Origin of the sequence: Lactobacillus kimbladii (genome assembly GCF_014323605.1) — a bacterium.
GTDB classification, from domain to species: domain Bacteria; phylum Bacillota; class Bacilli; order Lactobacillales; family Lactobacillaceae; genus Lactobacillus; species Lactobacillus kimbladii_B.
This window is the reverse complement of the sequence record NZ_SCMB01000004.1, coordinates 180001-205163: the sequence shown is the minus strand read 5'-3', so window position 1 is coordinate 205163 and position 25163 is coordinate 180001. Positions and strand designations below refer to the sequence as shown.

General features: G+C 35.9%; 27 protein-coding genes, 1 pseudogene and 1 riboswitch. Of the genes and pseudogenes, 7 read left to right on the top strand and 21 right to left on the bottom strand.

Going from position 1 to position 25163, the window contains the following annotated elements; all coding sequences use genetic code 11:
* Nucleotides 1–7 precede the first annotated feature (7 nt).
* The 3 genes and pseudogenes from ERK18_RS09540 to ERK18_RS07470 form a co-directional block, all read right to left on the bottom strand.
* Nucleotides 8–493, bottom strand: a pseudogene (locus tag ERK18_RS09540) (transposase); the annotation flags it as partial.
* Nucleotides 494–597: 104 nt separating this feature from the next.
* Nucleotides 598–1869 (bottom strand): RNA polymerase factor sigma-54, encoded by a 1272-nt coding sequence (gene rpoN, locus ERK18_RS07475; RefSeq protein WP_187154928.1) that lies wholly within the window; start codon nt 1867–1869, stop codon nt 598–600.
* A 41-nt stretch (nt 1870–1910) separates the two neighbouring features.
* Nucleotides 1911–2090 (bottom strand): PTS system mannose/fructose/sorbose family transporter subunit IID, encoded by a 180-nt coding sequence (locus ERK18_RS07470; RefSeq protein WP_261982453.1) that lies wholly within the window; start codon nt 2088–2090, stop codon nt 1911–1913.
* Nucleotides 2091–2572: 482 nt separating this feature from the next.
* On the opposite strand from ERK18_RS07470, the gene ERK18_RS07465 reads away from it, so the two are divergent.
* The 4 genes from ERK18_RS07465 to ERK18_RS07450 all read left to right on the top strand — a co-directional run bounded on the left by ERK18_RS07465 (nt 2573) and on the right by ERK18_RS07450 (nt 6632).
* Nucleotides 2573–3496 (top strand): ABC transporter substrate binding protein, encoded by a 924-nt coding sequence (locus tag ERK18_RS07465; protein ID WP_390885864.1) that lies wholly within the window; start codon nt 2573–2575, stop codon nt 3494–3496.
* 438 nt (nt 3497–3934) lie between these two features.
* Nucleotides 3935–4903 carry an ABC transporter substrate-binding protein gene (locus ERK18_RS07460; RefSeq protein ID WP_187154926.1) on the top strand — a complete coding sequence of 323 codons (969 nt, stop codon included), beginning with the start codon at nt 3935–3937 and terminating at the stop codon, nt 4901–4903.
* 30 nt (nt 4904–4933) lie between these two features.
* Nucleotides 4934–5851 (top strand): ABC transporter permease, encoded by a 918-nt coding sequence (locus ERK18_RS07455; RefSeq protein WP_187154925.1) that lies wholly within the window; start codon nt 4934–4936, stop codon nt 5849–5851.
* Nucleotides 5829–6632, top strand: a complete 804-nt coding sequence (locus ERK18_RS07450; protein WP_187154924.1) for an ABC transporter ATP-binding protein — start codon at nt 5829–5831, stop codon at nt 6630–6632. The genes ERK18_RS07455 and ERK18_RS07450 overlap by 23 nt, the downstream gene beginning before the upstream one ends.
* A 127-nt stretch (nt 6633–6759) precedes the next feature.
* On the opposite strand, the gene rpiB is transcribed toward ERK18_RS07450, so the two are convergent.
* Together rpiB and ERK18_RS07440 are read right to left on the bottom strand one after the other, a co-directional pair.
* Entirely contained in the window at nt 6760–7257 is a 498-nt protein-coding gene (gene rpiB / locus ERK18_RS07445; RefSeq protein WP_187154963.1) for a ribose 5-phosphate isomerase B, read from the bottom strand.
* 17 nt (nt 7258–7274) lie between these two features.
* A complete protein-coding gene (locus ERK18_RS07440) occupies nt 7275–7931 on the bottom strand; it encodes a ribulose-phosphate 3-epimerase (RefSeq protein WP_187154923.1) in 657 nt (218 codons plus the stop codon).
* A gap of 181 nt (nt 7932–8112) precedes the next feature.
* Between ERK18_RS07440 and ERK18_RS07435 the strand changes: the two genes are divergently transcribed.
* Complete coding sequence (locus ERK18_RS07435; RefSeq protein WP_187154922.1) at nt 8113–9099, top strand: LacI family DNA-binding transcriptional regulator; 987 nt, start codon at nt 8113–8115, stop codon at nt 9097–9099.
* 92 nt (nt 9100–9191) lie between these two features.
* Here the strand turns inward: ERK18_RS07435 and ERK18_RS07430 are convergent, their stop codons facing one another.
* From ERK18_RS07430 to ERK18_RS07390, 9 genes are all read right to left on the bottom strand, one after another.
* Entirely contained in the window at nt 9192–10181 is a 990-nt protein-coding gene (locus tag ERK18_RS07430; protein WP_315984355.1) for a D-2-hydroxyacid dehydrogenase, read from the bottom strand.
* A 148-nt stretch (nt 10182–10329) separates the two neighbouring features.
* The gene (locus tag ERK18_RS07425) at nt 10330–10647 is read right to left on the bottom strand and encodes a coenzyme F420-0:L-glutamate ligase (protein WP_187154921.1); all 318 of its coding nucleotides are present in this window, start codon (nt 10645–10647) and stop codon (nt 10330–10332) included.
* A gap of 150 nt (nt 10648–10797) precedes the next feature.
* Nucleotides 10798–12642, bottom strand: a complete 1845-nt coding sequence (locus ERK18_RS07420) for a BglG family transcription antiterminator (RefSeq protein WP_187154920.1) — start codon at nt 12640–12642, stop codon at nt 10798–10800.
* Between the two features lie 15 nt (nt 12643–12657).
* Nucleotides 12658–13200, bottom strand: coding sequence for a 6-phospho-3-hexuloisomerase (gene hxlB, locus ERK18_RS07415; protein WP_187154919.1), 543 nt, complete (start codon nt 13198–13200; stop codon nt 12658–12660).
* Nucleotides 13193–13789: a KpsF/GutQ family sugar-phosphate isomerase gene (locus ERK18_RS07410; RefSeq protein ID WP_187154918.1), complete on the bottom strand. Its 597-nt coding sequence runs from the start codon at nt 13787–13789 to the stop codon at nt 13193–13195. Before ERK18_RS07410 ends, hxlB begins: the two co-directional genes overlap by 8 nt.
* Entirely contained in the window at nt 13782–14306 is a 525-nt protein-coding gene (locus ERK18_RS07405; RefSeq protein WP_187154917.1) for a YjbQ family protein, read from the bottom strand. Before ERK18_RS07405 ends, ERK18_RS07410 begins: the two co-directional genes overlap by 8 nt.
* Nucleotides 14303–14593, bottom strand: a complete 291-nt coding sequence (locus ERK18_RS07400; RefSeq protein ID WP_034978874.1) for a PTS sugar transporter subunit IIB — start codon at nt 14591–14593, stop codon at nt 14303–14305. Before ERK18_RS07400 ends, ERK18_RS07405 begins: the two co-directional genes overlap by 4 nt.
* A gap of 2 nt (nt 14594–14595) precedes the next feature.
* Nucleotides 14596–15948: a PTS galactitol transporter subunit IIC gene (locus ERK18_RS07395; RefSeq protein WP_187154916.1), complete on the bottom strand. Its 1353-nt coding sequence runs from the start codon at nt 15946–15948 to the stop codon at nt 14596–14598.
* Nucleotides 15949–15961: 13 nt separating this feature from the next.
* Nucleotides 15962–16420, bottom strand: a complete 459-nt coding sequence (locus tag ERK18_RS07390; protein WP_187154915.1) for a PTS sugar transporter subunit IIA — start codon at nt 16418–16420, stop codon at nt 15962–15964.
* 176 nt (nt 16421–16596) lie between these two features.
* Between ERK18_RS07390 and ERK18_RS07385 the strand changes: the two genes are divergently transcribed.
* A complete protein-coding gene (locus ERK18_RS07385) occupies nt 16597–17241 on the top strand; it encodes a ribulose-phosphate 3-epimerase (RefSeq protein ID WP_187154914.1) in 645 nt (214 codons plus the stop codon).
* A 187-nt stretch (nt 17242–17428) separates the two neighbouring features.
* The gene (locus tag ERK18_RS07380) at nt 17429–18622 is read left to right on the top strand and encodes an MFS transporter (protein WP_187154913.1); all 1194 of its coding nucleotides are present in this window, start codon (nt 17429–17431) and stop codon (nt 18620–18622) included.
* Nucleotides 18623–18720: 98 nt separating this feature from the next.
* On the opposite strand, the gene ribH is transcribed toward ERK18_RS07380, so the two are convergent.
* The 7 genes from ribH to ERK18_RS07345 all read right to left on the bottom strand — a co-directional run bounded on the left by ribH (nt 18721) and on the right by ERK18_RS07345 (nt 25125).
* Nucleotides 18721–19194: a 6,7-dimethyl-8-ribityllumazine synthase gene (gene ribH / locus ERK18_RS07375; protein ID WP_187154912.1), complete on the bottom strand. Its 474-nt coding sequence runs from the start codon at nt 19192–19194 to the stop codon at nt 18721–18723.
* 2 nt (nt 19195–19196) lie between these two features.
* The gene (ribA, locus tag ERK18_RS07370; RefSeq protein WP_315984354.1) at nt 19197–20423 is read right to left on the bottom strand and encodes a GTP cyclohydrolase II; all 1227 of its coding nucleotides are present in this window, start codon (nt 20421–20423) and stop codon (nt 19197–19199) included.
* Between the two features lie 11 nt (nt 20424–20434).
* Nucleotides 20435–21040 (bottom strand): riboflavin synthase, encoded by a 606-nt coding sequence (locus tag ERK18_RS07365; RefSeq protein ID WP_187154911.1) that lies wholly within the window; start codon nt 21038–21040, stop codon nt 20435–20437.
* A complete protein-coding gene (gene ribD, locus ERK18_RS07360) occupies nt 21025–22086 on the bottom strand; it encodes a bifunctional diaminohydroxyphosphoribosylaminopyrimidine deaminase/5-amino-6-(5-phosphoribosylamino)uracil reductase RibD (protein WP_315984353.1) in 1062 nt (353 codons plus the stop codon). Before ribD ends, ERK18_RS07365 begins: the two co-directional genes overlap by 16 nt.
* Nucleotides 22087–22206: 120 nt before the next feature.
* Nucleotides 22207–22340: riboswitch (FMN riboswitch) on the bottom strand.
* Nucleotides 22341–22451: 111 nt separating this feature from the next.
* On the bottom strand, nt 22452–22646 hold the full coding sequence (locus ERK18_RS07355; protein ID WP_187154910.1) for a hypothetical protein: 195 nt from the start codon (nt 22644–22646) through the stop codon (nt 22452–22454).
* 147 nt (nt 22647–22793) lie between these two features.
* Nucleotides 22794–23540, bottom strand: coding sequence for an aspartate/glutamate racemase family protein (locus ERK18_RS07350; RefSeq protein WP_187154909.1), 747 nt, complete (start codon nt 23538–23540; stop codon nt 22794–22796).
* Between the two features lie 13 nt (nt 23541–23553).
* Nucleotides 23554–25125 carry a UDP-N-acetylmuramoyl-L-alanyl-D-glutamate--2,6-diaminopimelate ligase gene (locus ERK18_RS07345; protein WP_187154908.1) on the bottom strand — a complete coding sequence of 524 codons (1572 nt, stop codon included), beginning with the start codon at nt 25123–25125 and terminating at the stop codon, nt 23554–23556.
* Between the last annotated feature and the right edge of the window lie 38 nt (nt 25126–25163).

Genomic DNA, 25163 nt, shown 5'->3' with positions numbered 1-25163 from the left:
TTTAATATTACACCAGACCCAATACACGGTTCCGATATTTAATCGGGGTCGTGTATTTTAATTTGTTTGATCTTCTAATGTAATTGAATCAGTGAACGTAATTACGCGGTACTTCCCGCATTTCTGCTAGTGAACTGATCTTAATGAGGTTAAGCTTCTCCCGTTTCATTAGGTTGAAAATTGCTTCTCCCGGTGCATTATCGTGGCAATTACCCTTGCGCTACATGCTTTGCTTAATCTCCATCTGTCTTAACTTGGCCTGATAGTCGCAATGGTGGTATTGAAAGCCCTGATCTGAATGTAAAATAGGTTGAGCTGTTTTAGGCAGTTTGCGCTTCTAGCTCTATAAACCAGCTTCATGTTAGGCGAATAGCTGACTTGACAAGCCAGTATTTCCAGTGAGGCCATATCAATGACCGGCGAAATATAAACCTTTTTGCCTGAAGTCATTGTATTCGGTAATAGCGGTATGCAAAACATGGTAGGGTCTGGTTTAATTAAGCTGCTGCTTCTTTAGCAAAAGTGCTCCATAATAGTTAGACAATAATCTGACTATTAGGAGCATTTCATTTTGCGTTAGGATTTTTTTGGTTAAATTTAATCTGTTACTTTGGCTTTTCTACTATAACTATTCGGTATATTGAGCTTTTTACGATATTTAGCAATCACTCGCCGACTTAAAGTCACATCATGTTTGGCAAAAATTTCTACCAGTTGCTGATCACTTAAAGGGGCACGGACATCTTCTTTTTTTATGATCTGTTGCAAGTCGTATTCTATGCGCGCTTGGGATAAATCAGTAGTTACTTTACGCGGAAAAAGAATTTTCAAACTGAAAACCTTATTCTGGCACTGGACGTATTTGTCTTTAATGGCTCTGCTAATTGTACTCGGTCCTAGGCTCAATGCTCGTGCAGTTTCTTTTAATCCGAGCGGCTTTAGTTCCTGCTTTTGCATTGTAGTTAAAAACGCATGTTGAAACTGGCCCACATATTCGCCCAGCCGCATGATAGTTTTCTGACGCTCTGCAATCGCATTTTTCATTTCAAGAAAACGCTGCTTTTGCTGCGAAAAATACTTACTTTCATTAGATTGATCTTTTAATTCACGATATGATTTTTCATCAAAAACCATCTCTGGTATTTGCGCTTGAAAGTTTTCTACCGTTATACGTCCATCTGTTACTTTGTAAATCAAATCGGGTAACAAATATTGAACATTACTGTCGACTATATAATCGCTGGCTGGGGTCGGGTTCAATGTTTGTATGCTGGCCAATGCATCATTTAATTGGGATATTGAAAACCTAGAGTTAGACCATTTTTTAGGATCGGCCAGCATTTCCAACTGATTATTCAGCAAAATTTCAAGTGCTACAGGATTAAAGTTGTCTTTTTGTTTTGCCTGAAGTGCTAAACATTCAGCCAGATTTGCACCCCCGATTCCACATGGATCAAGACTTTGAAGCAGGCTTTTTGCCCTTAATAATTTTGCAAGCGTAAACTCAGTTTGTTCAGAAATTTTAGCTAAATCAATTCTCAAGTAGCCATCTTCATCAAGATGGTAAATCAAAGCTTTGACTGCACTTTTTTCCCAACTGTGCCAGTCACTTAAATCCACTTGCATCAATAAATGATCTATTAAATTCTCTGTTTCAGGCGAGCGCAGCCATTCCAAATTCTGCATCTCGCCTTTAGGTTCTTTCAAAGTCACAAAGGGATTACTAGCACTCATTTCCTTCATGGCATTTATTAAGTCATGAGTATTATATGAAAGAACGGTTAAATTCTGCTTTAATTTTGGTGACAAAAAAAGCCGTGTCACTAACTGCTCTTTTGGCTTTAATACCATTTTTTGCAATCGTGTCATCGGCTTTTCCTCCTCTTACTTAAAAATGACTGTCTATTTAATTATACTACACCTATCAGTCCTAAAAAGATTGACAATACAAATATACCTAATATGACCCAATTAATGTTTACCCTTTTACGTAAAAGGTAAAAACAGCCTACTGTTATTAAAAGAGGTATTAGACCTTTAAATAATTGATCTAAGATATCCGTGAAGCAGAATTGGCTTTCCTTTACCAATACTTAAGGACAAAGTTTTCTTAAATTTAACATTCATAGCTGTCATACAGCCAGCTTTACTAAACGCTAGCAACACTTTTTTCCTAGCCCACTTAATAGCACTAACAATAAAATTAAATTAATGCTTGACTTTAATTTCTTATTTTTTTATAATTCGGTTATTGAAGTTGGAGGTAAGGATAATGATTGAGTTTAGTCAAAAAGAAAGTCAACTAAGTAATCGTTATTATCTTAGCTACTATAGATAAGAGTTTGGGTTCATCTAGGTGAATTCAAACTAAACACAAGTTTGAATTTATCTATGATGGCTAAGACTCTTTTAGTTTGGTTAGCCACATAGCTTTCTAAGTGGCTGACCACATCCAATCGTTTTTAGCAATAAAAATTTTTGTGCACCCACTTAGAAGTAAGTGGGTATTTTTTATGGAGGCAGAAAAATGCGTTTTAAGAAATTGATCACAGGAATTAGTATTGTCGGATTAATGGCATTAGGAGGCTGCAGCAGCAAAAAAGCTGGCAAGGCGCCAGATGTCAAACATGTTGGTGTTTTACAAGTAGTACAACACCCTTCTTTAGACAAGGCCTACAAAGGTTTTAAAAAGGGACTAAAAGAAAGCGGCTTTGTCGAAGGTAAAAATCTTAAGATTGATTACCAGAATGCGCAAAATAATCAGGACAATTTAAAAAGTATGAGTGAAAAACTGGTTAATGAAAAATCTGATTTGATTTTGGGCATTGCCACGCCGGCAGCACAGAGCGTTGCCAATGCGACCCAAAAAATACCAACTGTTGTTACTGCTGTAACTGACTTAAAAGCAGCCAAGTTAGTTGATTCAGATGCTAAGCCTGGCAGAAACATTACAGGAACAACAGACATGGTTTCTATTAAAAGGCAAATTAAGTTGCTGCTATCAATTGTTCCTAAAGCAAAAACGGTTGGTATTATGTACAATGCCGGTGAATCAAACTCGAAAATACAGGCCGATTTAGCTACGGCTGCACTGAAAAAAGCAGGAGTGAAAGTTTTGATTAAAACCGCAAATACTACTAATGATGTCCAGCAAGTAACTGAAACGCTTGCATCTAAAGTTGATGGTATTTTTGTTCCTACCGACAATACTTTTGATTCAGCTGCTTCTGTAGTTGGTAAAGTAGTCAAAGAAAAGAAAGTTCCCCTGGTAGCAAGTTCAGTTGATCAAGTTAGAACAGGTGGCTTGGCCTCAATCGGAATTGATTACGAATTATTAGGGGAACAAACTGGTAAAATGGCTGCTAAAATCTTATCTGGCAAAGCTAAGCCAGCTAATATGCCGGTTGAAAAAGCACATGATATGAAATTAGTTGTTAACAAGAGCATGGCTAAAGCACTGGGAATTGATCCTAAATCAATCAAAGCACCAAAATAATTTTAAGTTGATATTAAAAGGCCACTGAACAGTGAAATAAACGATGAAAGTGAAAAGCTTTGGTACTTATTTCAAACGGGTGAACTTTTTATTTTGCCTTTGCTTTAAGCGGTCATAAATATTATTATTTTTACCAGCTAAATTTATTATTTCTTGACTTTTTCTTCTTTATTTTTTATAATCTTCTCATTAAGGTTGGAGGTAAAGTTTTATGAAATGTAATCTAATACGAGTCTCACAACTGAATAACCGTTATTACTTTAGCTATTTTAGATAGGGTTTGAATTTATCTATGATGGCTAAAGTCCTTTAATTGCGGTTAGCCACATAGCTTTCTAAGTGGCTAACCACAAAAGATTATTACTGATAATACTTGTATACCCACTTAGAAATAAGTGGGTATTTTTTTACGGTCAGCAGATTTATGGAGGAACAAAAATGCGAATCAAGAAAATAATTATGGGAATGGCTTTAACCAGTCTGTTGCTACTTAGTGGCTGCAATAACAAAAAATCAGGCAGTACAGCAACTATAAAACATGTGGGCATACTGCAAGTAGTTCAGCATCCCTCTTTAGATGAGGCTAATAAAGGTTTCAAAGAAGGCCTGAAGGAAGAAGGCTACACTGAAGGAAAGAACTTGAAAATTGATTACCAAAATGCGCAAAACAGCCAAGACAATCTGAAGAGTATGAGTGAAAAATTAGTCAATGAAAAATCAGATTTAATCTTGGGAATTGCTACACCGGCAGCGCAAAGTGTTGCTAATGCGACCCAAGATATTCCTATTGTGGTCACTGCTGTAACTGATCTTAAAGCTGCAAAATTAGTAAATTCAGACGCTAAACCTGGCAGAAATGTCACAGGAACTACTGACATGGTTTCAATTGATAAGCAAATCAAGTTACTTTTATCAATTGTGCCTAAGGCTAAAACAATTGGCATTATGTACAATGCGGGCGAAGCCAATTCTAAAATTCAAGCTGATCTAGCCATCAAGGCACTGAAAAAAGCTGGCGTTAAAGTTTTAGTTAAAACAGCTAATACCACTAACGATGTTCAACAAGTAACAGAAACCTTAGCTGGTAAAGTACAAGGAATTTACGTACCAACAGACAACACATTTGCTTCTGCTTCTTCAATTATTGGTAAAGTTGTTAAGGAAAAGAAAATCCCTCTAGTAGCCGGTTCAACTGACCAGGTTAAAACTGGAGGCTTGGCTTCTATTGGAATAGATTATGAGGCGCTTGGTAAACAAACCGGTAAAATGGCTGCTAAGATTTTAGACGGTAAAGCTAAACCTAAAGATATGCCTGTTGAAAGGGCAACTGATTTGAAATTGGTGGTTAACAAGAAAATGGCAAAGGCACTTGGAATTGATCCTGCTTCAATTAAAGCACCTAAGTAAATTAAAGAAAGGCAGCGTGAATCAATAGTTATGTTGAATACATTTTGGGAGTTATTACTTTCATCTACTTCTCAAGGATTACTTTGGTCATTAATGGCAATCGGTGTTTACTTAACTTTTCGGATATTAGATCTAGCCGACATGACAGCTGAAGGCAGCTTTCCGTTAGGGGGAGCCGTTGCAACGATGTGTATTATTAAGGGAATTAATCCTGTTTTAGCAACTATTGCCGCATTTGTTGGCGGTTTGATTGCTGGCTTAGTTACTGGTATTTTGAACACCAAATTGCATATTCCTTCCTTACTAGCAGGAATTATTACAATGACTGGACTGTACTCCATTACTTCCAGAGTAATGCAAAACGCTGCTAATGTTTCATTGTTGGGCAAAGATACAGTTTTTACAATTGCGCAAAATTGGGGATTAAGTCGTAACAATGCAGTAATTGCGATGGGATTGATAATTGCACTTTTGGTTATACTATTATTAGTTGTTTTTTTCAAAACTGAAATTGGCCTAGCTATGAGAGCTACAGGCGACAATCCTCAAATGAGTGCCGCAAATGGTATCAAAACTCAAGGAATGAAAATTTTAGGCTATATGATTTCTAACGGATGCATTGCCCTGTCAGGTGGACTTTTAGCACAAAATAACGGCTTTGCCGATCTTAACTCTGGTGTTGGTACTCTGGTTATTGGATTAGCTTCAATTATTATTGCAGAAGTACTTATCAGGAATCTGTCAATTGGTGGTCGTTTACTTACTTTAGTCGTAGGTGCCATCATTTATAGGCTGATTTTAGCCCTGGTTTTCCAGATGAATGTAGAACCATCTGATGCAAAATTAGCTTCAGCTTTGGTTTTAGTTGTGTGCTTAACTTTACCGAATTTCCACTTGCCACGCAATCTTAAAGGAGGAAAGCAAAATGCCAGAAGTACTAAAGATTAAAAATTTACATCAAACTTTTGAACAAGGAACTGTCAATGAAAACCGGGTTTTACGCGGAATTGACCTTAATTTAGAAGCCGGGGATTTTGTGACTATCATTGGTAGTAACGGAGCCGGTAAGTCTACCCTGCTCAATAGTATTGCTGGTACGTTGCCTATTCAAGAGGGTCAGATTATTTTAAAAGGTACCGATATTACAAAAATGCCTGTTACTAAACGAGCAAAAAATATTAGTCGCGTATTTCAAGATCCTAAAATGGGAACAGCGGTCAGATTAACAGTTGAAGAAAATTTGGCTTTAGCGATGAAACGAGGCCAACGACGCGGTTTTCGTCCCGGCGTTAAAAAACAGGATAGAAAATTTTTCAAAAAGCAGCTGGCACAACTTAACTTAAATTTGGAAAACCGTTTGGAAACTGAAATTGGACTTCTTTCTGGTGGTCAAAGACAAGCCATTACGCTTCTAATGGCGACTTTGCAGAGACCAGACTTGATTTTACTGGATGAACATACTGCGGCTCTTGATCCGCAAACCTCGATTACAGTCATGCAATTAACTGAAAAGTTAATATCCAAACAGCATTTAACGGCTTTTATGGTTACCCACAACATGGAAGATGCTATACGATACGGTAATCGATTGATTATGTTGCATCAAGGTCGTGTGGCAATTGATTTGGCCGGTGAAGATAAACAAAACTTGACAGTGCCTAAACTGATGGAACTATTCCAAAAGCACGTTGGTTCGGGGCTTGAAGACGATGCCATTTTGTTGGCATAAAAAGTAAAACATTAATTAAAAAAACATTAAATGAGTCCCGAAGGTAATCTAACCTTTCGAGACTCATTTCTTATATTATTTCGAATTTTTTAGTTACACTTGAACCTTCAAAGCGACACTGCCATGATCATTGTTCTTTACCATCAAATTCTTTGGAGTGCTCCAATTCAACAAACTTTTGTTCATCATCACTTTCAATTGCTGCTAATTCTTCTACTCTTCTTTCATGACGACCGCCAATATATTTGGCTTCTAACCAATTTTTGACGATCATCTTGGCTAACTCTGGACCAACTACGCGAGAGCCGAAGGCTAATACATTTGTATTGTTATGCATTCGCGAGAGTTTAGCTGAATAACAGTCACTGCATACGCAAGCTCGAATACCTTTTACCTTATTTGCTGCTAAGGAAATACCTACACCAGTGCCACAAATTACAATTCCCAGATCATAATCCCCGTTGGCTACGGCTTTACCAACCTTTTGGCCGTAAATAGGGTAATCAGTTCGCTCATTACTCTTAGTCCCAAAATCATAAACTTCATAACCTAAACTTTTAACATATTCCATAATTGTAGGTTTCAGTTCCAAGCCGACATGATCTGATCCAAAAGCTATTTTTATTTTCTTTGCAACCATTTTTACTGATTTTCCTTTCTGATTTGCGTAATTGTTTCCTGATAAGAAACTGGCTTGTTGAATAGTGCCGAAGTTCCGAGAATAAAATTATCAACACCCTTTTGATACAGCCCCTTAATCTTTTCTCGCGAAACGGCTCCATCAATTCCCAAAACAAAGTTATACTTCTCTTTAGCTGCGATAAACTGCTCCAGCTTTGGCATTACAAAATCTTGAAATGGCTGTCCAGCAAATCCCGGGTGAACAGTCATTACTAAAACATAATCCACATTAGGTAAAAGCTCCTGAACTGTCATAAAAGATGTACCAGTGTTTACTGCGATTCCAGCTTTTTTACCCAAAGCGTGAATATCATCAATTGTCCTCGCAGGTTGTTTTTCAGCATCTGGGCAAAAATAAATAATGTCTGCTCCTAAATCACTAAAGAATTTAATGTAAGCACGTGGATTTTCAATCATCAAATGAGCATCCATAGGCTTCTTCGTCAAGGAACGGATTGTTTGATAATCTTCTGGTCCTAATGCAAAATTCGGAACATACCTACCATCCATTACATCCATGTGATACATATCGACTCCAGCATTATTCAGCTTTTCAACTTCTAGTTTTAAATTACTAAAATCTGCGCACATCATTGACGGGCTTAGTATTAAAGACATTTTTTCCTCATTTTTGAGTAAACGTTTACTCATATAACATACTTATATTATTACACTTAAATTTATTTTTGTAAACGTTTTTCTAAAAAATGGGTTATAAATATGAGCAATCGTTTAACTATAAAGGAACTTAAATTTTTATTTTAATGATATAATTAGGCAATAAATGAAGGAGTAGGTAATGAAGCAATATTCAATTAAAGACATTGCAAAATTATGTAATGTTTCAACTGCAACAGTTTCACGGGTAATTAATAATAATGGCAGGTTCTCTGAAAAAACCAGACAAAAGGTTTTAGAAGTTATTGAACAAACTGGCTATAAAATCGATAACAATGCCCGTAGTTTGCGTACGAATATTACATTCACTATTGGAATCCTTGTTCCAGACATTAAAAATCCCTTTTTTGCCGATTTGGTTCAAAAAATTGAAGAGTTGCTTTTTACCAAAAATTATTCCACCATTATTTGTAATACTGATAAAAATGAGCAAAAAGAAAAAGCATACTTACGTATGCTTGAAAACAAAAAGGTTGATGGCATTATTGTAATTTCCGGATCCTATCAACATGGATTTAAATTTCAAAGTTCTCTAAAAGAAATTCCATACATTTGTATTGATCGTGAACCAGAAAATTTTCATAATACAGTTTTTATTTCTTCCAATCACTATCAAGGTGCCCTAGATGCAACTAACTACTTATTTCAAAAAGGAGCAAAATCTCCAGTTGTCGTGGTCAAAAAGGTTGGCACCTCAATTATATCTAGAATTGACGGTTTTAAAGAAAGTTTGAAAAATCATTCTCTTAAATTCCTCAAGTCGCGCCATGAACTTAAATTGCAAAGTCAATCTTCATTCGCCAAATTTTTGCAAAAAAATCCCAATACTGATAGTTTATTTGCCGTCGATGACGGAATTGCAATGGAATTACTCAAATATCTTAAAAATCTTGGTTACCAAGTTCCACAACAAATTCAAGTTGTAGGTTTCGACGATGTGCCTGCTGCCAATCTGGTTACACCAAAATTAACGACCATCCAGCAAAATACCAGAAAAATAGCACAGACAGCTGTTACCAGCATGATACATGCCATCAATAAACAAAATGAAAAAGGAAGTCAATTTCTAATTCCAACTAAATTAATAATTAGAGAAACCACAAAATAGCTAAGTAAAAACTTAGCTATTTTTGTTTAAAGATGCTGTTTCATTTTATTGTTATAACTACCATTTGCGGCCAAAATATTTTCACTATCTATTTACAAGTTAACTACGCTATTCACTTCTCCACCTGAGATAATTGTTTTAGCATCGTTTAAAGCAATCTCAATACTGTTTTTAACGGCTAGTTTAGTGAAAAAGGCAATGTGCGGAGTGATTAATACCTGTGGCATTGCTTGTAGTTCTTTATAATCTTCCGGCAATGAGTTCAGCATATTCTTTTTATCATAAAAATCTGTTTCATCGGCTAAAGTATCCAAGGCTACAGCAGAAATTTGTCCATTTTTAAGAGCCGCAATTAAAGCTTGTGTGTCAACCAAGCCCCCACGAGCTACGTTAATCAAAATAGGCTTTTTCTTCATTTTATCAAAAGCAGTTTTGTCAATCATGTTTTCAGTACTTGCTAATAACGGCGTATGTAAAGAAATAATATCGGATTCAGCAAGAATCGTATCAAAGTCAGTATAAGTGAGGTAGGGTTCTAGAGACGCGTCATAAACCGGATCACAAGCCAAAACTTTAGCGCCCAATGCGCTGTACAGATGTGCACTGGCTCCACCAATATGACCGGCGCCAATTATACCGACAGTGCAATTAAAAATTTCAGTACTAATTGTACTTTTATCATAAGTAAAATCCCCATGAGCCATTCTGTCTTGGTAAATCCCAATTTTACGCAGTAAATACATTGCATCGGTCACACCGAGTTCGGCAATGGCCCTTGGTGAATACGCTGCAACATTCGTAATTTTAATGCCATTCTTTTTTGCGGCTGCTAAATCTTGGTTATCAACTCCAACTTGCCGCACGGATAATTGCTTAATACCATATTGCTTAAATTTTTCGTAGACACTGGCACCGACTGGAAGATTTCCTTCAGAACTCACTCCGTCAAAGCCTTGTGCTAAATCAGCATTATCTGCAGACAAGTCATCGTGGACGATTTTTATTTCAACTTGGTTTTTTTGAGCCCAGTTTTCAATAATTTTTTCTTCCATTTTAATTACACCATAACAAATAATTTTCACTTTTTATCTCTCCTATTCTTTTCTTAAAAAATTGGTAATCTTAGCTTTCTAGTTGGAAAAATCGGATTGATTCTAATTCACGGTATCGACAATACCAAAAGCCTAACTTTTTCATATTCAAGACCGCGAATGCAGGGCTAGAGGTATATTAGCATACCGCTTTCTCATTGCTAAAACTGCAACAGTTCCTGGTAGGATCGCTGGTTTGATAGATAATTACTTGAATTAAACGCTCATCTTTTCTGGAAATTCGCTGCTGAATTTTTCGTGCCAAAGATGTCGGCACAACTTGGTTTAGATCTATAACATCGCCTTCTGCTAGCGAGCAAATTTTAGAAGCTACACAAATAATATCGCCATCAGCAATTTGAAAATGCTCCTTTTTGATTGTTTTAATTAATATTTGTGGCAAGTCACAAACTTTAGAAATTATGGGTACGCCACGCAAACCAGTAATTGTAACCATAGGTTCTCCCAACTTATTAAATTGATTAAAAAACATAGTATCTTAATTATAAAGGTTTAGTTATACAGTGAGAAAGTAAATTTTTAAAATTGCCAACAAAAAAATGTACTGCTATCCAAAATAACAATACATTTTTATATTACTGATTAATTATTCAACTTTTACAATTTCATTTACAAATTCATCATACGTTTTACTGGCAGTTAACTTAGAAACTTTATTATCATTAATGATAACCTCAGATAGTTCATCAAAAACTTTACGGAATTTCTTCTCATCCTTCTTGCTTGAAGCCAGCGTAATAATTAAATAAACTAACTGATTTCCCCATTTTATTCCCTTAGGGTTAATATAAATAAACCACTGGCTCTTCTCGGCATCATAATCAATAGGGTGCGGAATTGCAACTGATCCAAAAGCTGTACTAGAAAGCTTTTCTCTTTCTAAAATCTTTTTTTCAAAATCCTGACCAACAATTTTTTCTTTAATAAATTGCGTAGAAATGCAGTGAATAATTTCTGAAGCACTCCGACTGCCACTTTCTCTGACAAAGTTATTTTTAGATGTAAATTTTGCCAGACCACGTTTTAATTCTTGAGATAAATTTGCATCCTTAATCTGCTTAATTGCTTTTTGAATTTTATTAATGTCATTAGGTAACAGAAAACTAGAGATTTGCACAAAATTATGATTTTTTATAATTTGTTTTGAGTCTGCCACAATTACCAGTTGCGTTTCATCTAAAATATCAGATTCATCGGTAATAGTATTAAGTAAAGCCATATCATTATTAAATTTTTGATCAATAATGTCTACAGTGTCTTTAGCATTACCATGATATTCCGGCATAAACAACTGGCCAATAACTTTATTTTCATTCCTGATTTGCTCGGTAACGATATTACCTACATGCAAAGCAATAAAAGCAATTTCTTCTTCACTAACTGAAATACCTAACACATTATTTATTTCATATGCTATTAAAGTAGCACATTCATATATTGTAGGTGAAGAGTTTTTTATATTTTTTGCCAAGGGATTATGAATTGTATCATTATTTTTAAAACGATCTATTAAACGTAATAAATGTGGCAAAAATCTTTTCTTAAATAATTCTTCGTCGAGATCTAAGTCATACGTTTTTCTCACAAACAACACGATTCTCTTAAATAACTTATTAATTTGTGACTTTTCGGGTACTTCAATCTTATGATTGCCTATTAATAATTCCGACATATTTACCAGTTGCTTAATATCATCTGCGGACAAACAATAATTAGTTTTATTATTAATCTCTTCTACAAGCCGATGTACTAAAACATTATCAATTCTATTGACATCGGGCTTTTCAATTGTTTTATCAGAACGATCAATCATAATTACCAGGTGTAATAAGAAGTTGCTAAAATTAAAAGAATCTAATTTTGTCTTAGTTTCAATAATACTTTGACTTAAAATTTTACTAATTGTATGAACTTTGACATCGGGAAAATATTCTTGAATTGCTTTTTCATTCAACAGCGTTCCATTTAATTCATGATATATGATTGACGACAATATTTTCCTTTTATTTTCTTCTTTTCCTTCAACATGATAAAAATCACCGGAACGAACTAATTTTAGATCAAAATTGGAAAACTCATTGCTTAAATTTTTTATTTCTTTTCTTAGCTCCACATCATTAATGTAAAGTTGACCAGACAAATCATAAATATTAATTGGTTCTTCCGCCATAATCAATTTTCGTATCAACCAGGAACTTCTTTGATTGACAGTCATCGGTAAGTTACTTTTCTTTATCTGGATTTCATTACTACCTTTAAATTTATAACCTTTTGGTCCACTTTCAATTTCAATATTGTTTTGACGTAACTGAGCTATTCTATTTTTCACCGTTCTTTCCGAAATTGCCAGTTTCATTGCAAGAGTTTTCGCAGTGATCCAAGATTCATTATTTTGTCGTAAAAAATCTAATAAATCTCTGTTGCCACCCATCATTTATCTCCTCACCTATTCAAGATTAGAGTGTACTGAACGTAATTGACTTGCTGTAACCAAATTAGTATGAAGAGCTCTTAATATCAAGCTGTCAAATAATAGTAAAGAAGATTGTTCATACAAACTTCCCATAGGTTGAATTGAAGAACCAGTTGTATCCTTGTCTTGGGCTTCAATTAATACAGTAACATCACATTTTTGCTTAAGCGGTGCCTTTTTATTAGCTGTAAAAACTATAATTTTTGCTTTGGCTTTTTTAGCACTTTCTTCTTGCGAAATAAGAGTTGATGATTTACCACTAGCAGAATTAAAAATTAATAAATCATCTTTACCAATTGCTGGTGCTGTTATTTCAGTGACTAAATGTACTCTAAGGCCAAACTGCGTTAATCGATTTGCAAGAGCATTTATCATTAAGCCACTTCTGCCTTCTCCCGAAAGAAAAATACTTTTGGCATTAAAAAACATTCTTAAAATTTGGTCAGCTGTTTCACTTGTGAGATCACAATGTACATTGCTAAGTTCATTAATAATTTGATCAAATTCGTCAATCATTTCTGACATCCTTTGCTAGTCGCTGTCCCACTTTACCAGAAGGATGATTTAATAAAAAGGCCCTTTTGGTAAAATTTTCATCTTTCATTAGTATTGTAGCAATAACATCAAATAGAGAAATTACTGCCAATGTACTGGTGGTAGCCAACATATTAAACTCATCCAGTTCTTTTTCAACTTTAACTTTTACAACCAAATCTGCATTTTTGGCCAAAACAGAATCAACATTTTCAGTTATAGCGACAATTTTTGCTTGTTTCTCTTTAACATTTTGGTCAAAACTGGTTAATTCTTTAGTAGAACCGCCTTTTGATATAAAGATGACAGTATCGCCTTTTTTCACTTGCCCTAAACCACCATGAACTGCATCGGACGGATTAAGATAAAAAGCTGAGATACCTACAACATTTAATGTGTGGGTTGCCTTGCGAGCTGCCATTGCTGAAGTACCACAACCAGTGAGAAAAACATTATTAGTATTTTTTTCTATGGTTTTTAGTAAATGAGTAAAATCTTCTTCACTAATGCTTTGGCCAAGCTTAATAATTTCTTCGCCTTCAGCTTGGAAAAGTGCCGAATAATTATTCATCTGTTTCACCTAGAATTGTGATTTCAATTTTTCTTTTTCTTGCTCTAGTTTGGTCAAAATCTGCAAAAAAGATCTGACCAACTGAACCTAAAAGTAGTTTATGCTGCTTAACTCCCAAGGTAACGCTTGACCCAAGGAAATCTGATCTCAAATGACCATCTGTATTTAACATCGTCCATTTAACTGCCGGATAATTAGGATCAGTCTTTTTCATTCCATAGGCAATATGCTTTGGACCAGGACTAAGATAGGGATAATTCTCTGATAGCTGACGAGGAATTATCTTGTCTAATACATTAGTTAGATCAACTTGCAGGAAATCATCATCATAGTAATTTTTGTCATGCATATACTCGTCAAAATAGACAGAACATGTTGTATGCGTAGTTTGCACTAAGCAAATGCCATTGGCAATATTACTTTTGTTAACAGCGTCCTTTACTTGCTCCGTAATCATATGATAAGAAGGTCTGCCTTGAACTGTTTCTAGCTCTAATTCATCAAAATAGAAACTCATGATTCAATAGCTGCCTTTACTTTGTCCCATACTTGATCTGTACCAATGCCTGTCAAAAGAGCTACGCCATTAATTACCTTGTCCTTAATTTCATCAGGAACTATTGTAGTTGAAATAACAATATCATAATTGCCATTTTGAATGTTCTCAACTTCTTGACTGACAGCCGATTGCTTAATTTCAACGTCATTTTCGAAGCCATTCTCTTTTAGCCAGTCATTAACTTTTGCGTGGACAATGGTTGAAGTAGCATGTCCAGCACCACACATAATTAACATTTTTTTCATGATTATTCACCTTTCTCTGCACTTGGACCAGCATTAAATTTCTTAATTACATTTAAGTAGTAAAGAAGGCCAAGTAAAACAACTATCAAAATACCTAAACCAATAACACCGAAGTTTTGCGTCATCCAAACGAAAATTGAATTTGTCCATAATCCAGACAGTTCAAATGAAAACGCGCCTTTGGTATTAATGCTGTAGTTGGCCAACTTGAAACTCTTCATCACTAATGGTGAGAGCCAAGTAGACAAATATAGCATTGGTACCGAATAGATAACTGCTCCTATTAAACTTCTGATAATATTGCCTTTAAAAGCACCAACTAATAGAGTAAATACATAAACATAAAGTGTTAAATCTCCTAGAGGCAAAACTTTATTACCAGGTAAAATTGTGGCTAAGAACAGTGAGATTGGAATCATTAAAACACTAGTAGCAATCACAGCTGGATGACCAACAGTTAATGCAGCATCCATACCAATGTTGACTTTTTTACCGTGTAAATGCTTCTTAGTAAACTCTTGGGTTGCCGAAGAAATCGGGGTTAAGCTTTCCATAAACATCGAAATCATTTTTGGCATAATCTTCAATGTGGCACCCATTTCAACTCCAAGTTGTAAAATACCAGAAACATCAAAGCCAGCTAGTAATCCGATACCAACTCCTACAATGAAACCAATAACTAATGGATCGCCCAAAACGCCAAACCGTTTTTGAATTTTTTCTGGACTTGCATCTAATTTATTAAATCCTGGAATTTTATCAAACAACCAGTTTAATGGTATAGCTAAAATCGTAGCTGAAAGAGCCATTGTATGGGTTACTGCAATACCAGGCAAGTTGAAAAACTTTTCTGTAATTGGCTGCATCAAGTCTGCTAACAACAATTCCAGTAGAAAGCCACCAGCTAAAGCTATTATGCCATATACATAATTACCTGAAACTGCCCACACCAGCAAACCAATAAATGTTGGTTGCCACAAATTCCAAATATCAACGTTTAGTGTTCTCGTTAAACCAATCCATACTAAAACCAGATTTATTAAAATAGTTAGCGGAATTGCTAAAACACCTAATGAGCTGGAAAAGGCAAGTGGTCCTCCAACTCCACAACCAACATCCATAATACTTAATGACAAATGATATCTTGCAACCATCAATTTAATTGCAGGCTGCAAGTTAGTAGCCATCATGTTGACTACCATATTCATTCCAATAAAACCAGCACTTAAGGTCAACCCAGATATCAGTGCTTTAGATGGTTTTAAACCCACAATGAGACCCAAAATAATGATAATAATTGGTATACCAACTGTTGAGCCTAAGTCTAAGAACCAATGTATGGCTTGTACAAACATTTTTACCACTCCTTTAATTCAATCCGTATTTCTTCAATATTTGATCTGCTTGATCAATATCAGATGCTGACATTAGCGCTTTAATAGCCGTTTTATTTTGGCAAAAATTCATTAAATTGCTTAATAACTGTGCCTGTTCATGCGGCTTGCTCATTGCAATCATAAAGACAATGTTAACTTTGACATTCACAGATTTATTTACCATGCTTTTAAACAGAACGGGTTTTTTTAAAGTTGCTAGAGCTATTTGTGAAGTATTGACATATGCCGAATCCGTGTGAGGGATTGCCACTCCAAATCCCTCTTCAAGTTCTAACCCAGTTGGAAAGTCGGTTTCCCGTTTTAAAACATGTTCCAAATAACTATCTTTAATTACATCCCTTTCTTTCAGTGCCTTAGCCATTTTGGTGATTATTTCTGTGCTATCTCGTGCATCAACATCTAGCTTGATTATTCTTTTATCGAAGAACATTCCTTCATCCGCCTTTCTTTATGTTCCAATATTAAGCGCTTTATTTAATAAAGGAAAAAGCAATTTTGCACCTCAAGGTGAAAATAAAAAGAGCATAGCTTTCACTCTCACTGGGCAAAAATTATTTTGCAATAAAAGAATACGCTGGTTATAAATTGTATTAAGGAGGAGATAAAATGGTCGAAATAGCCGTATCTTTACATAGTGGTCCAAAAATCAATTTAGCAAAAACATTAACTTTATTAGAAAAAGGAGGAGCTGACTATTTTCATATTGACGTAATGGATGGTAATTTTGTTTCTGAAATTGATTTTGGCGAGAATCTCGTTAAGGAAATAAGTAATTACTCTTCAATCCCACTCGATATTCATATGATGGTCAACAATCCTGAGAAATTAATTAGCCATTATTGTTGCAAAACCACGAAAGTAATTGGCATACATGTAGAATCAACACAGCATATTCATCGTGCCCTGACTTTAATTAAACATGCAGGCAAAAAAAGCGAGGTTATCATTAATCCTGGTACCCCAGTCACTGCCGTTAAACCTGTTCTCAATATCGTTGATCAAGTGATGGTCATGTCAGTTGATCCGGGAACAAGCGGTGCCAAATTTATTCCCAACGCTGTTAACAAAGTTAAAGAACTGGATGATTTGAGACAAATTAATCATTATCATTATCAAATTGAAGCTGATGGCAGCATTAGCAATCAAAATATTAATGAACTTAAAAAAGCGGGACTGGATATTGCAGTTTCCGGTTCTTACATTTTTAAAGGCAATTTTAAAAAACAAATTCAAACTTTAAAAAACATATAAAAAAGCCATTTCCTTAATGGAAATGGTCTTTTTATCCCTTTTGAAAGCCAATTTTAAATACAATTTAATTTTGCATATCGAAAAAGGTCGTTTCAAGTAAAAGAAATGACCTTTTGTGTTACTTTTGGTGTCAGCAAAATTTCTACATGTTACGCTTCTCATTATACAAAACGAAAGCGTGGCAAAATTGGACAATAATAACTTTCTCAGCCGTAATCAAATATTATTACCACTAATCAATTTTTTGACTAATTTTAGCAGCATCTTAGTTGGAATTGGTGGTTCACTAATTATCCGTGAATATTCAGATAATATCGTTATTAACGGCTTAATTTCGAGTATCAGTTCGTTAGCACTTATTTTGAGTGTTTTATTTATCGGCTCTAAGCTTGACAATACTGATAAACGGCGCGTGCTTATCCGGATGTATATTTTACTGAGTTTATTTTTATTACTACCTTTTACTTTCCCGCAAAAATACTTTGTGCCCTTATACATTATTGTTGACCTTTGTATAAAAATGTTTAGCTTAGTAGAAGGGCTATCATTTACAGGAAATTTAAAGTCTCTTCTTGTAGAAAATGTTCTGGAGTCAACTATTAACCATAATTCCGTTGCTGGTCTGATCGGTAATATTGTCAGTGTGGCAGCGATGGCAGTTCTAATTTTTACTACCCGCAACTATTTGTATTTTCTATTAGTAGCAAGCGGCGGCTTTTTTATAAACATCTTTCTCTCTATTGCTTTACACCAGAGGCACTTTACTAAAAACCAAAATAGTTTTAAAATTTTAACCCATTTCGTGACAGTTTGGCACAAAATAGCTGCTAGCAAAGGCTTACGCGCCTCAATTATTGTCACCATCTTCACTAGTGCTCTCCAATCAGTATTTAACGGGTTGATGATCTATTTCTGGAAAACGATTGATCCTAACTACAGTCATGTTTACTGGCTACTAATTGCAGTGGTCAGCGGTCTTTTCTTAGGTGCTGTTCTTATTCGCTTTGATAATACATTTTGGCTACTTAGTACTTTAGTATTTATTTCCACGCTGGCTTTAGGAATTTTCTTTTTAAACCAAACAATCGTTACTATGAGCGTTATTACTGTACTGATATATGGCGAAACTTTACCAATTGCAAATTGGTGCAATAAAACTAGAATTAAAAGAACCGGTAAAGAGGTCCAGTCTTCACAATCAAGTTTTTTGCAACTGGGAAGTTCTCTATTGAATATCTTTTTTACTGTCGGAGTATCTGCAATTGCCAATGCTTGCCACCACCCAGCTCTTACTTTACTTGCTGCAGGAATTGCCCTTTTACTCGTTTTTAGCCTTCTTGGCAATAATGTGCAACGATACCGCTTAGAAGAGATTAATTAAAAACATTGACGTAAAAATATAAAACACCACCTCTATTTCTAGAGATGGCTTTTTTGCATTATTAGTGGCGCTTAATAACTACAATGCACTTAATTAATCTATAATTTTTTAATTTGTTCTTCTATATTTAAAACTTCTAACACATCTGTTGCACATTCTGCACCTTTGTTGCCAGATTTGCCGCCGGCACGATCAGTTGCTTGTGCAACTGTATCGGTCATTAACACGCCAAACATCACTGGTACTGACCCATTAGCTGATGCAGCCGCTAATTGTGAGGTAGTGCCTTCACAAACATAGGTAAAGTGAGCTGTTTCACCCCGAATTACTGCTCCTAATGCAATGATACCGTCAACCTTACCACTTTTTGCCAAGCAGTTTACCGTACGGGCAATTTCAAAGGCACCAGGTACCCGTATTACCACAATATTTTCATCTTTCACGCCCGATTTTTTTAATTGTGACACAGCTCCAGAAAGGAGACGATCCGTTACCACACCATTAAACTGAGCAACAACAATACCAATCTTTTTATCTTGTCCTTGAGCAATGTTTCCGTTAATTTCTTTCATAATTAATCCACCTCATTTAAAATATGATTCATTTCATGCTTTTTAGTAGCCAAGTATTTCTTATTCTCTGCCGTCATGCCCACTTCAACTGGAATGCGTTCAGTAACTTTGATGCCATAGTTTTCTAATTGCGCTACCTTATCCGGGTTATTAGTCATTAATTTAACTTCGCTAACACCCTTTTGTCGTAAGATTCCGGCTGCGACATTGTAGCGGCGAGCATCAACTGGCAAGCCTAGATGCTGGTTAGCTTCTACTGTGTTCATACCCTCATCTTGCAGTTTATAAGCTCGTAACTTGTTTTCCAGACCAATTCCTCGACCTTCTTGACGCAAGTATAAAACCGCTCCTGAACCATTTTCTTCAATTTTAGTTAGTGCTTCAGCCAACTGAGCGCCGCAATCACAACGCTTAGAACCAAACACATCTCCCGTTAAGCATTCACTATGAAGCCGCAATAAAAGCGGCTCACCTTTTTTAACTTCACCTTTGCTAATTAATAAAGTAGGCTGCTTTTCAGGGTGCTTGGTATCTCTGAAACCTTCAAGTTGGAAGTGACCATATTTTGTAGGAAAGTCAACCTTAGTAAAAGATTCAATCCCCAAATCTTTGTTTTCCTGATTTTTACGGTACTCAATTAACTCCTCAATGGTCAAATAAGGTATGCCAAGTCCTTCTGCTAAAGCTTTCAAATCTTTGCGTCTAGCCATTGTTCCGTCTTTTTTAATACACTCACAGATAAAGCCAACAGGAGCAACACCAGCTAGTCTTGCCAAATCTAAGGCTGCTTCCGTATGACCAGCCCGTTCCAGCACGCCACCTTCTTTAGCTACCAGCGGAAAAACATGTCCAGGATGATAAAAATCAGCCCATTGACTATTAGGATCAGCTAACTTTTTAATTGTTTTCGCACGATCAAAAGCTGAAATTCCCGTCGTAGTTTCAGTGGAATCAACACTAAGAGTAAAAGCCGTGCCAAAAGTATCGTTCGAACCCGTTTCAATTGGCTTCAACTGCAAACGGTCGGCATAAGCTTTGCTCATCGGCACGCATAATAATCCACGAGCTTTAGTGATCATCATGTTAACAGCTTGTGGCGTAACTTTTTCTGCTAAGCCAATCATATCCCCTTCAGACTCGCGTTGCGGTGAATCAGCCACAATTACCAAACCACCATTTAGCATGTGCTGCAATACTTTATGCATTTTTTCATTCAATTTTTCTGTCATTTTTTCCTCCATCAAAATTCTTTTTTCCAGGCCAGAATTTGCTTGACTGCATAGCGGCCAATCATATCCACTTCAATATTTGCTTTATCGCCTACTTGGTAGTGAGCCAAAGTAGTATTTTGTATGGTATAAGGTATTAAACTTACCCCGAAATGATCATTTTCTGCCATCGTGACAGTTAAACTGATACCATCAATAGCGATTGATCCTTTTTCAACAATAAAGGAATCATACTTATGTGGTACTTGAAATTCCAATTCAATAGAATTTTCGTTTTCATCTCTTTTTACCAGTTCAGCTGTAGTATCAATGTGTCCTGCAACAATATGACCATCAAGTTTGCCGTTTAACGCCAATGACGGCTCCAAATTAACCAAACTACCTTTTTGCAACTTGCCTAGATTAGTTCTTTTCATTGTTTCTGGCATTACATCAACTTCAAAGTCTTCTTCGCTCCAGTCAGTAATGGTTAAACAAATGCCGTTAACGGCAATACTTGCTCCTAAAGGCAAATCTTTTTGCAACAATTTTGGAGCACAAATACCTAGTCTTGCATGTTGCTCACTAATTTCCAAACGGGTAATCGTTCCCGTTGTTTGAATTATTCCTGTAAACATTCTTTTCTCCTCACGCGAATTCTTACGTCTTGGTTTAAACTTTTAACATCCAATAATTGGTAGTGACTTATCCCTGTTAAAGCCTGGCCGAACACAGCAGGCAGTGCTGTGCCGCCCAAAACGATAGGTGCAACATATGCCACTATTTCATCTACTAAATCTGCTGCTACAAACTGAGCTTGTATATTGCTACCGCCCTCAACTAACAGCGATTGAATTTCATGTTCAGCTAGCAGCTGCACTATTTTTGAAGGTGTCCATTTGCTAGCAGTATAGCAACACACATTTTCTCCAACATTTTGTGTTAATTTAGTTTCACTCAGTAGCCAGATTTGACCGCGAGCTTTAAATAATTGACTAGTAAAATCCAGCTGATTGGCATCCTTAGTTAACACAATCCTAATAGGAGGATGTGGTAAGTTTTTTATTCTGACCGTTAAAAGCGGATTATCGATGCGTAAAGTATTTGCGCCAATTAAAATAGCTTGATTTTTCAACCGCAATTTTTGTACATCTACTTGAGCCGCATCCCCAGTCAACATTGTTCTTCTTTTGCCTGCAGCATTAATTTTGCCATCAATGGACATTGCATATTTAAGCGTTACAAACGGTCTTTTTTGCTGATAAAAAAAGTTATACGCAACATTTAAATTTTCAGTGCCACCAATAACCTCAGTCTGCATCCCATGATTTTTAAGATATTTAATGCCTTTGCCTGCTACAATTTGATGAGGATCGACCTGACCGATAATAACTTTTTTTATTCCAGCCTCGGCTACTTTTTCGCAACAAGGTGGCTGTTTACCATAATGACTGCAAGGTTCCAAGGTAACATACAAAGTTGCTCCTTGAGCTTGTTTGGGATCTGCTAAGTGCGACAGTGTATTTACTTCCGCATGTTCTTTGCCAAATTGGTGGTGGTAGCCAGTTGCTAAAACCTGATCATCTTTAACCAAAACTGCACCAACTAATGGGTTTGTCCAAGTCATTCCCTGGGCTTTTAAAGCTTCTTGGACTGCCATTTGCATATAATCTCTATCCTGCACTATTTCACTTCCTAAGCATTAAAAAAGCCTCGTTGATAAAATCAACGAGGCTTATTTTTTATTCATCAAATAAGATTTCAGCGAAGTTTAATAACGACGCGAGTTTTCTGTCTAATCTTGTTTGTTCTTCTCCCATCCAGACTTTAACTGTCGGTACTAGACTTACACTAGTTCCACCGCAAAACGCGGGTCACGGACTTCAATCATTAATTGTCACCGTCGGTAAGGAATTACACCCTGCCCCGAAGAAACCGTATTCAACTGTTTTTAGTATAATATAGTTATGCTCTATCGGCAATAGTAAATTTATTGTTTTATATAAATTATATATATATAATAAGATCAAACTTGAATAAAATTATTTCTTAAAGCTTCCAATCAGACAAATGGAGGGGAATATTATTGTTTTTACCAAAATATTTTTTAAAGGCAATGAAAAATGACAAATGCTCTTTAAGATGATTGCGATAAGCGTCTCTGATACTCAAAATTGCTGTCACTGCCAAATTAGTAGTCACAATTATCAGTATGCCAATAAATATATATAAAAGATATAACATTTAGCCCTCCTATTTTCTGTATTACTTTTCTAATACACTACTATCTAATGGTAACATTGTCAATACTTTTTGGAAAAAATAAATAGACTAACAATCAAATTGATTACTAGTCTATTTTAATTTAATATGTTAAACCTTACGTTTTATTTAATACATATATTTCTTTATAGCTGTTTTTGGATCCATTCCCGCACGTATCTTCAGTTCTAGTTCAATTGCCACGTCAGCCAAGATGACCTGTGGATCGATAACATTATAAGGATGATCTGGAGCTTTTTCCTGAGCCAGAGACAATTCAGTACAGCCAAGTAAAATCACATTGCAACCGTATTGATCATGCATTGTTTGCAATATGTGGTGGTAAAGTTCGCCATTAACCACACCTTTTTCCTTGATATTTGAATAAATCAGTTCAGTAACCATTGGCTGAATCTCAGATCCTCCAAGTTCAACCTCGCGTCCAGCTTCTTTAATCTCATCTTCATACAAATGATCGTAAATTGATCCTTCGGTGGCAATTAAACCAATTTTTTTCTCTTGTGGATAATCGGTTATAAACTTATGCACAGCAATACGCATCATATGCAAAAAAGGTATGTCTGTCAGTTTGGCCAAGTCATCATAACAATAATGAGCTGTGTTACATGGCATTACAAAAAAATCAGGCTTTAGTTGTGCTTGCTGGAGCACATCTTCACGCAAAGCAGTGAAGAAATTAGGCTTGCTGGGATCTTTGATATATGCTGTACGATCAGGAACTTGTGCATCATTAACTAAAATATAATTTAAATAATCCTGATCTTTAGTAATTTTGATACGATGATTAATCATTCGGACATAACTTTCAGTCGCAATAGTGCCCATACCGCCAATAATACTAAAAAAATGTTTCATTATACCTGCTTTTCTAACTTCTAAAGTGTTCTTTTTTGCCTTCAAGCTCATCAATTACCTGTTGAGCAACCATAATATCAGATGGATATGGCGTGTCTACACCGCGTATTTTTTGAAAACCGTCTGCACCTTTACCGCAAATCAGGACAATATCACCTTTTTTCGACAAATTAATGGCATCATATATGGCCTTCTTACGATCTAGTTCTATTGTTACATCAACTTTAGAATGATCAATTCCGGCATCAATTTCCTGTGCAATTTCTTTTGGATCTTCAAATCCCGGGTCATCAGTAGTTAAAAAAGCCTTATCCGCATAAGTATTTAAACTGTGACTAAAACCGGGACGGCGAGAGACACCCTTATCACCTGGAGCACCTACAACAACAATGATTTTTGGATTATTAAATTCACGTTGCATAAAGCCCATAAGTGCCATCATGGAAGCTTCGTTATGTGCATAATCTACAACCACTACACCATGTTCTTTGGTAACCTCTGTCTGCATTCGTCCCGGAACAGTTACTTGGCTAATACCTTTAGCAGCAGCGTCATGATCCATGCCAGCAAGCCCAGCTCCAATTACTGCAGCTGTACCGTTTGATTCATTAAAGTCACCCAGCATCTTTAACTGATAATCACCGGCTATTTTAAGCTTCTTTGCTTTGTCACTAATACATAATACCTGGAATTTAGTCTGAGCCATATCAAGTTCTTCGGTTGCAAAACGAAAATCAATGGTCTGTTTTAAGTTAGGGTTAGTAAATTTTTCAGCAGCAAATAAGTAGATACTGTCTGGATCGGTAGTAGTCGTAGCAGCAGCATAAACTTCGTCAAAGTGGTCAGTCTGAGCGTTAATAATACACTTGCGTGCATTAACTAATAATTGCAGTTTGCAATGCAGATAATCATCAAAGTTAGGATGCTCATTAGGTCCAATATGATCGGGTGAAATGTTTAAGAAAAAGCCTAAGTCATAAGTTAGTCCAAACACCCTATTTTTCTTATAAGCCTGGCTGGAAACTTCCATAACCATATGCGTCATACCATTGTCCACAGCCGTTCGCATATCACGGAACAAATCAAGTGATTCAGGAGTGGTTAAGCTGGATTTAAAAGTATCATCTTTTTTCTGGCCTACAACTGTGTTGACAGAAGAAATCAGTGCAGTTTTACCGCCATTGACTTGATCTAGCATTCCTTTTAGGAAATAAGCGGTCGTAGTTTTACCTTTAGTACCAGTAACTGCGATTAAATATAAATCATCTTGAGGAAAGCGAAAAAATGCTGCAGACAATAAAGCCATTGCCTTAGAAACATTGCGCACAATCAGTGCATGCATTCCCTTGCCTTCTGGGTATGGTTGCTCTGCTACATAACAGTTGGCACCGTTTGCTTTTGCCATTGACAAAAATGTAGGACGAAAACCAGCACCTTTACAAAAGAACAGTGTATTGGTTTGAACATCCCGTGAATCATATGACACATATTCCATTTTAGATGGGACGGTGTCCTGAACAGCACTCGATTTAAGCAGATGGTGCTCTTTTAAAATTAAAATACAGGTATTTAAAGAAATACTCATGCTATACTCCTCTATTTAATATCTCAGTCAAAATTATA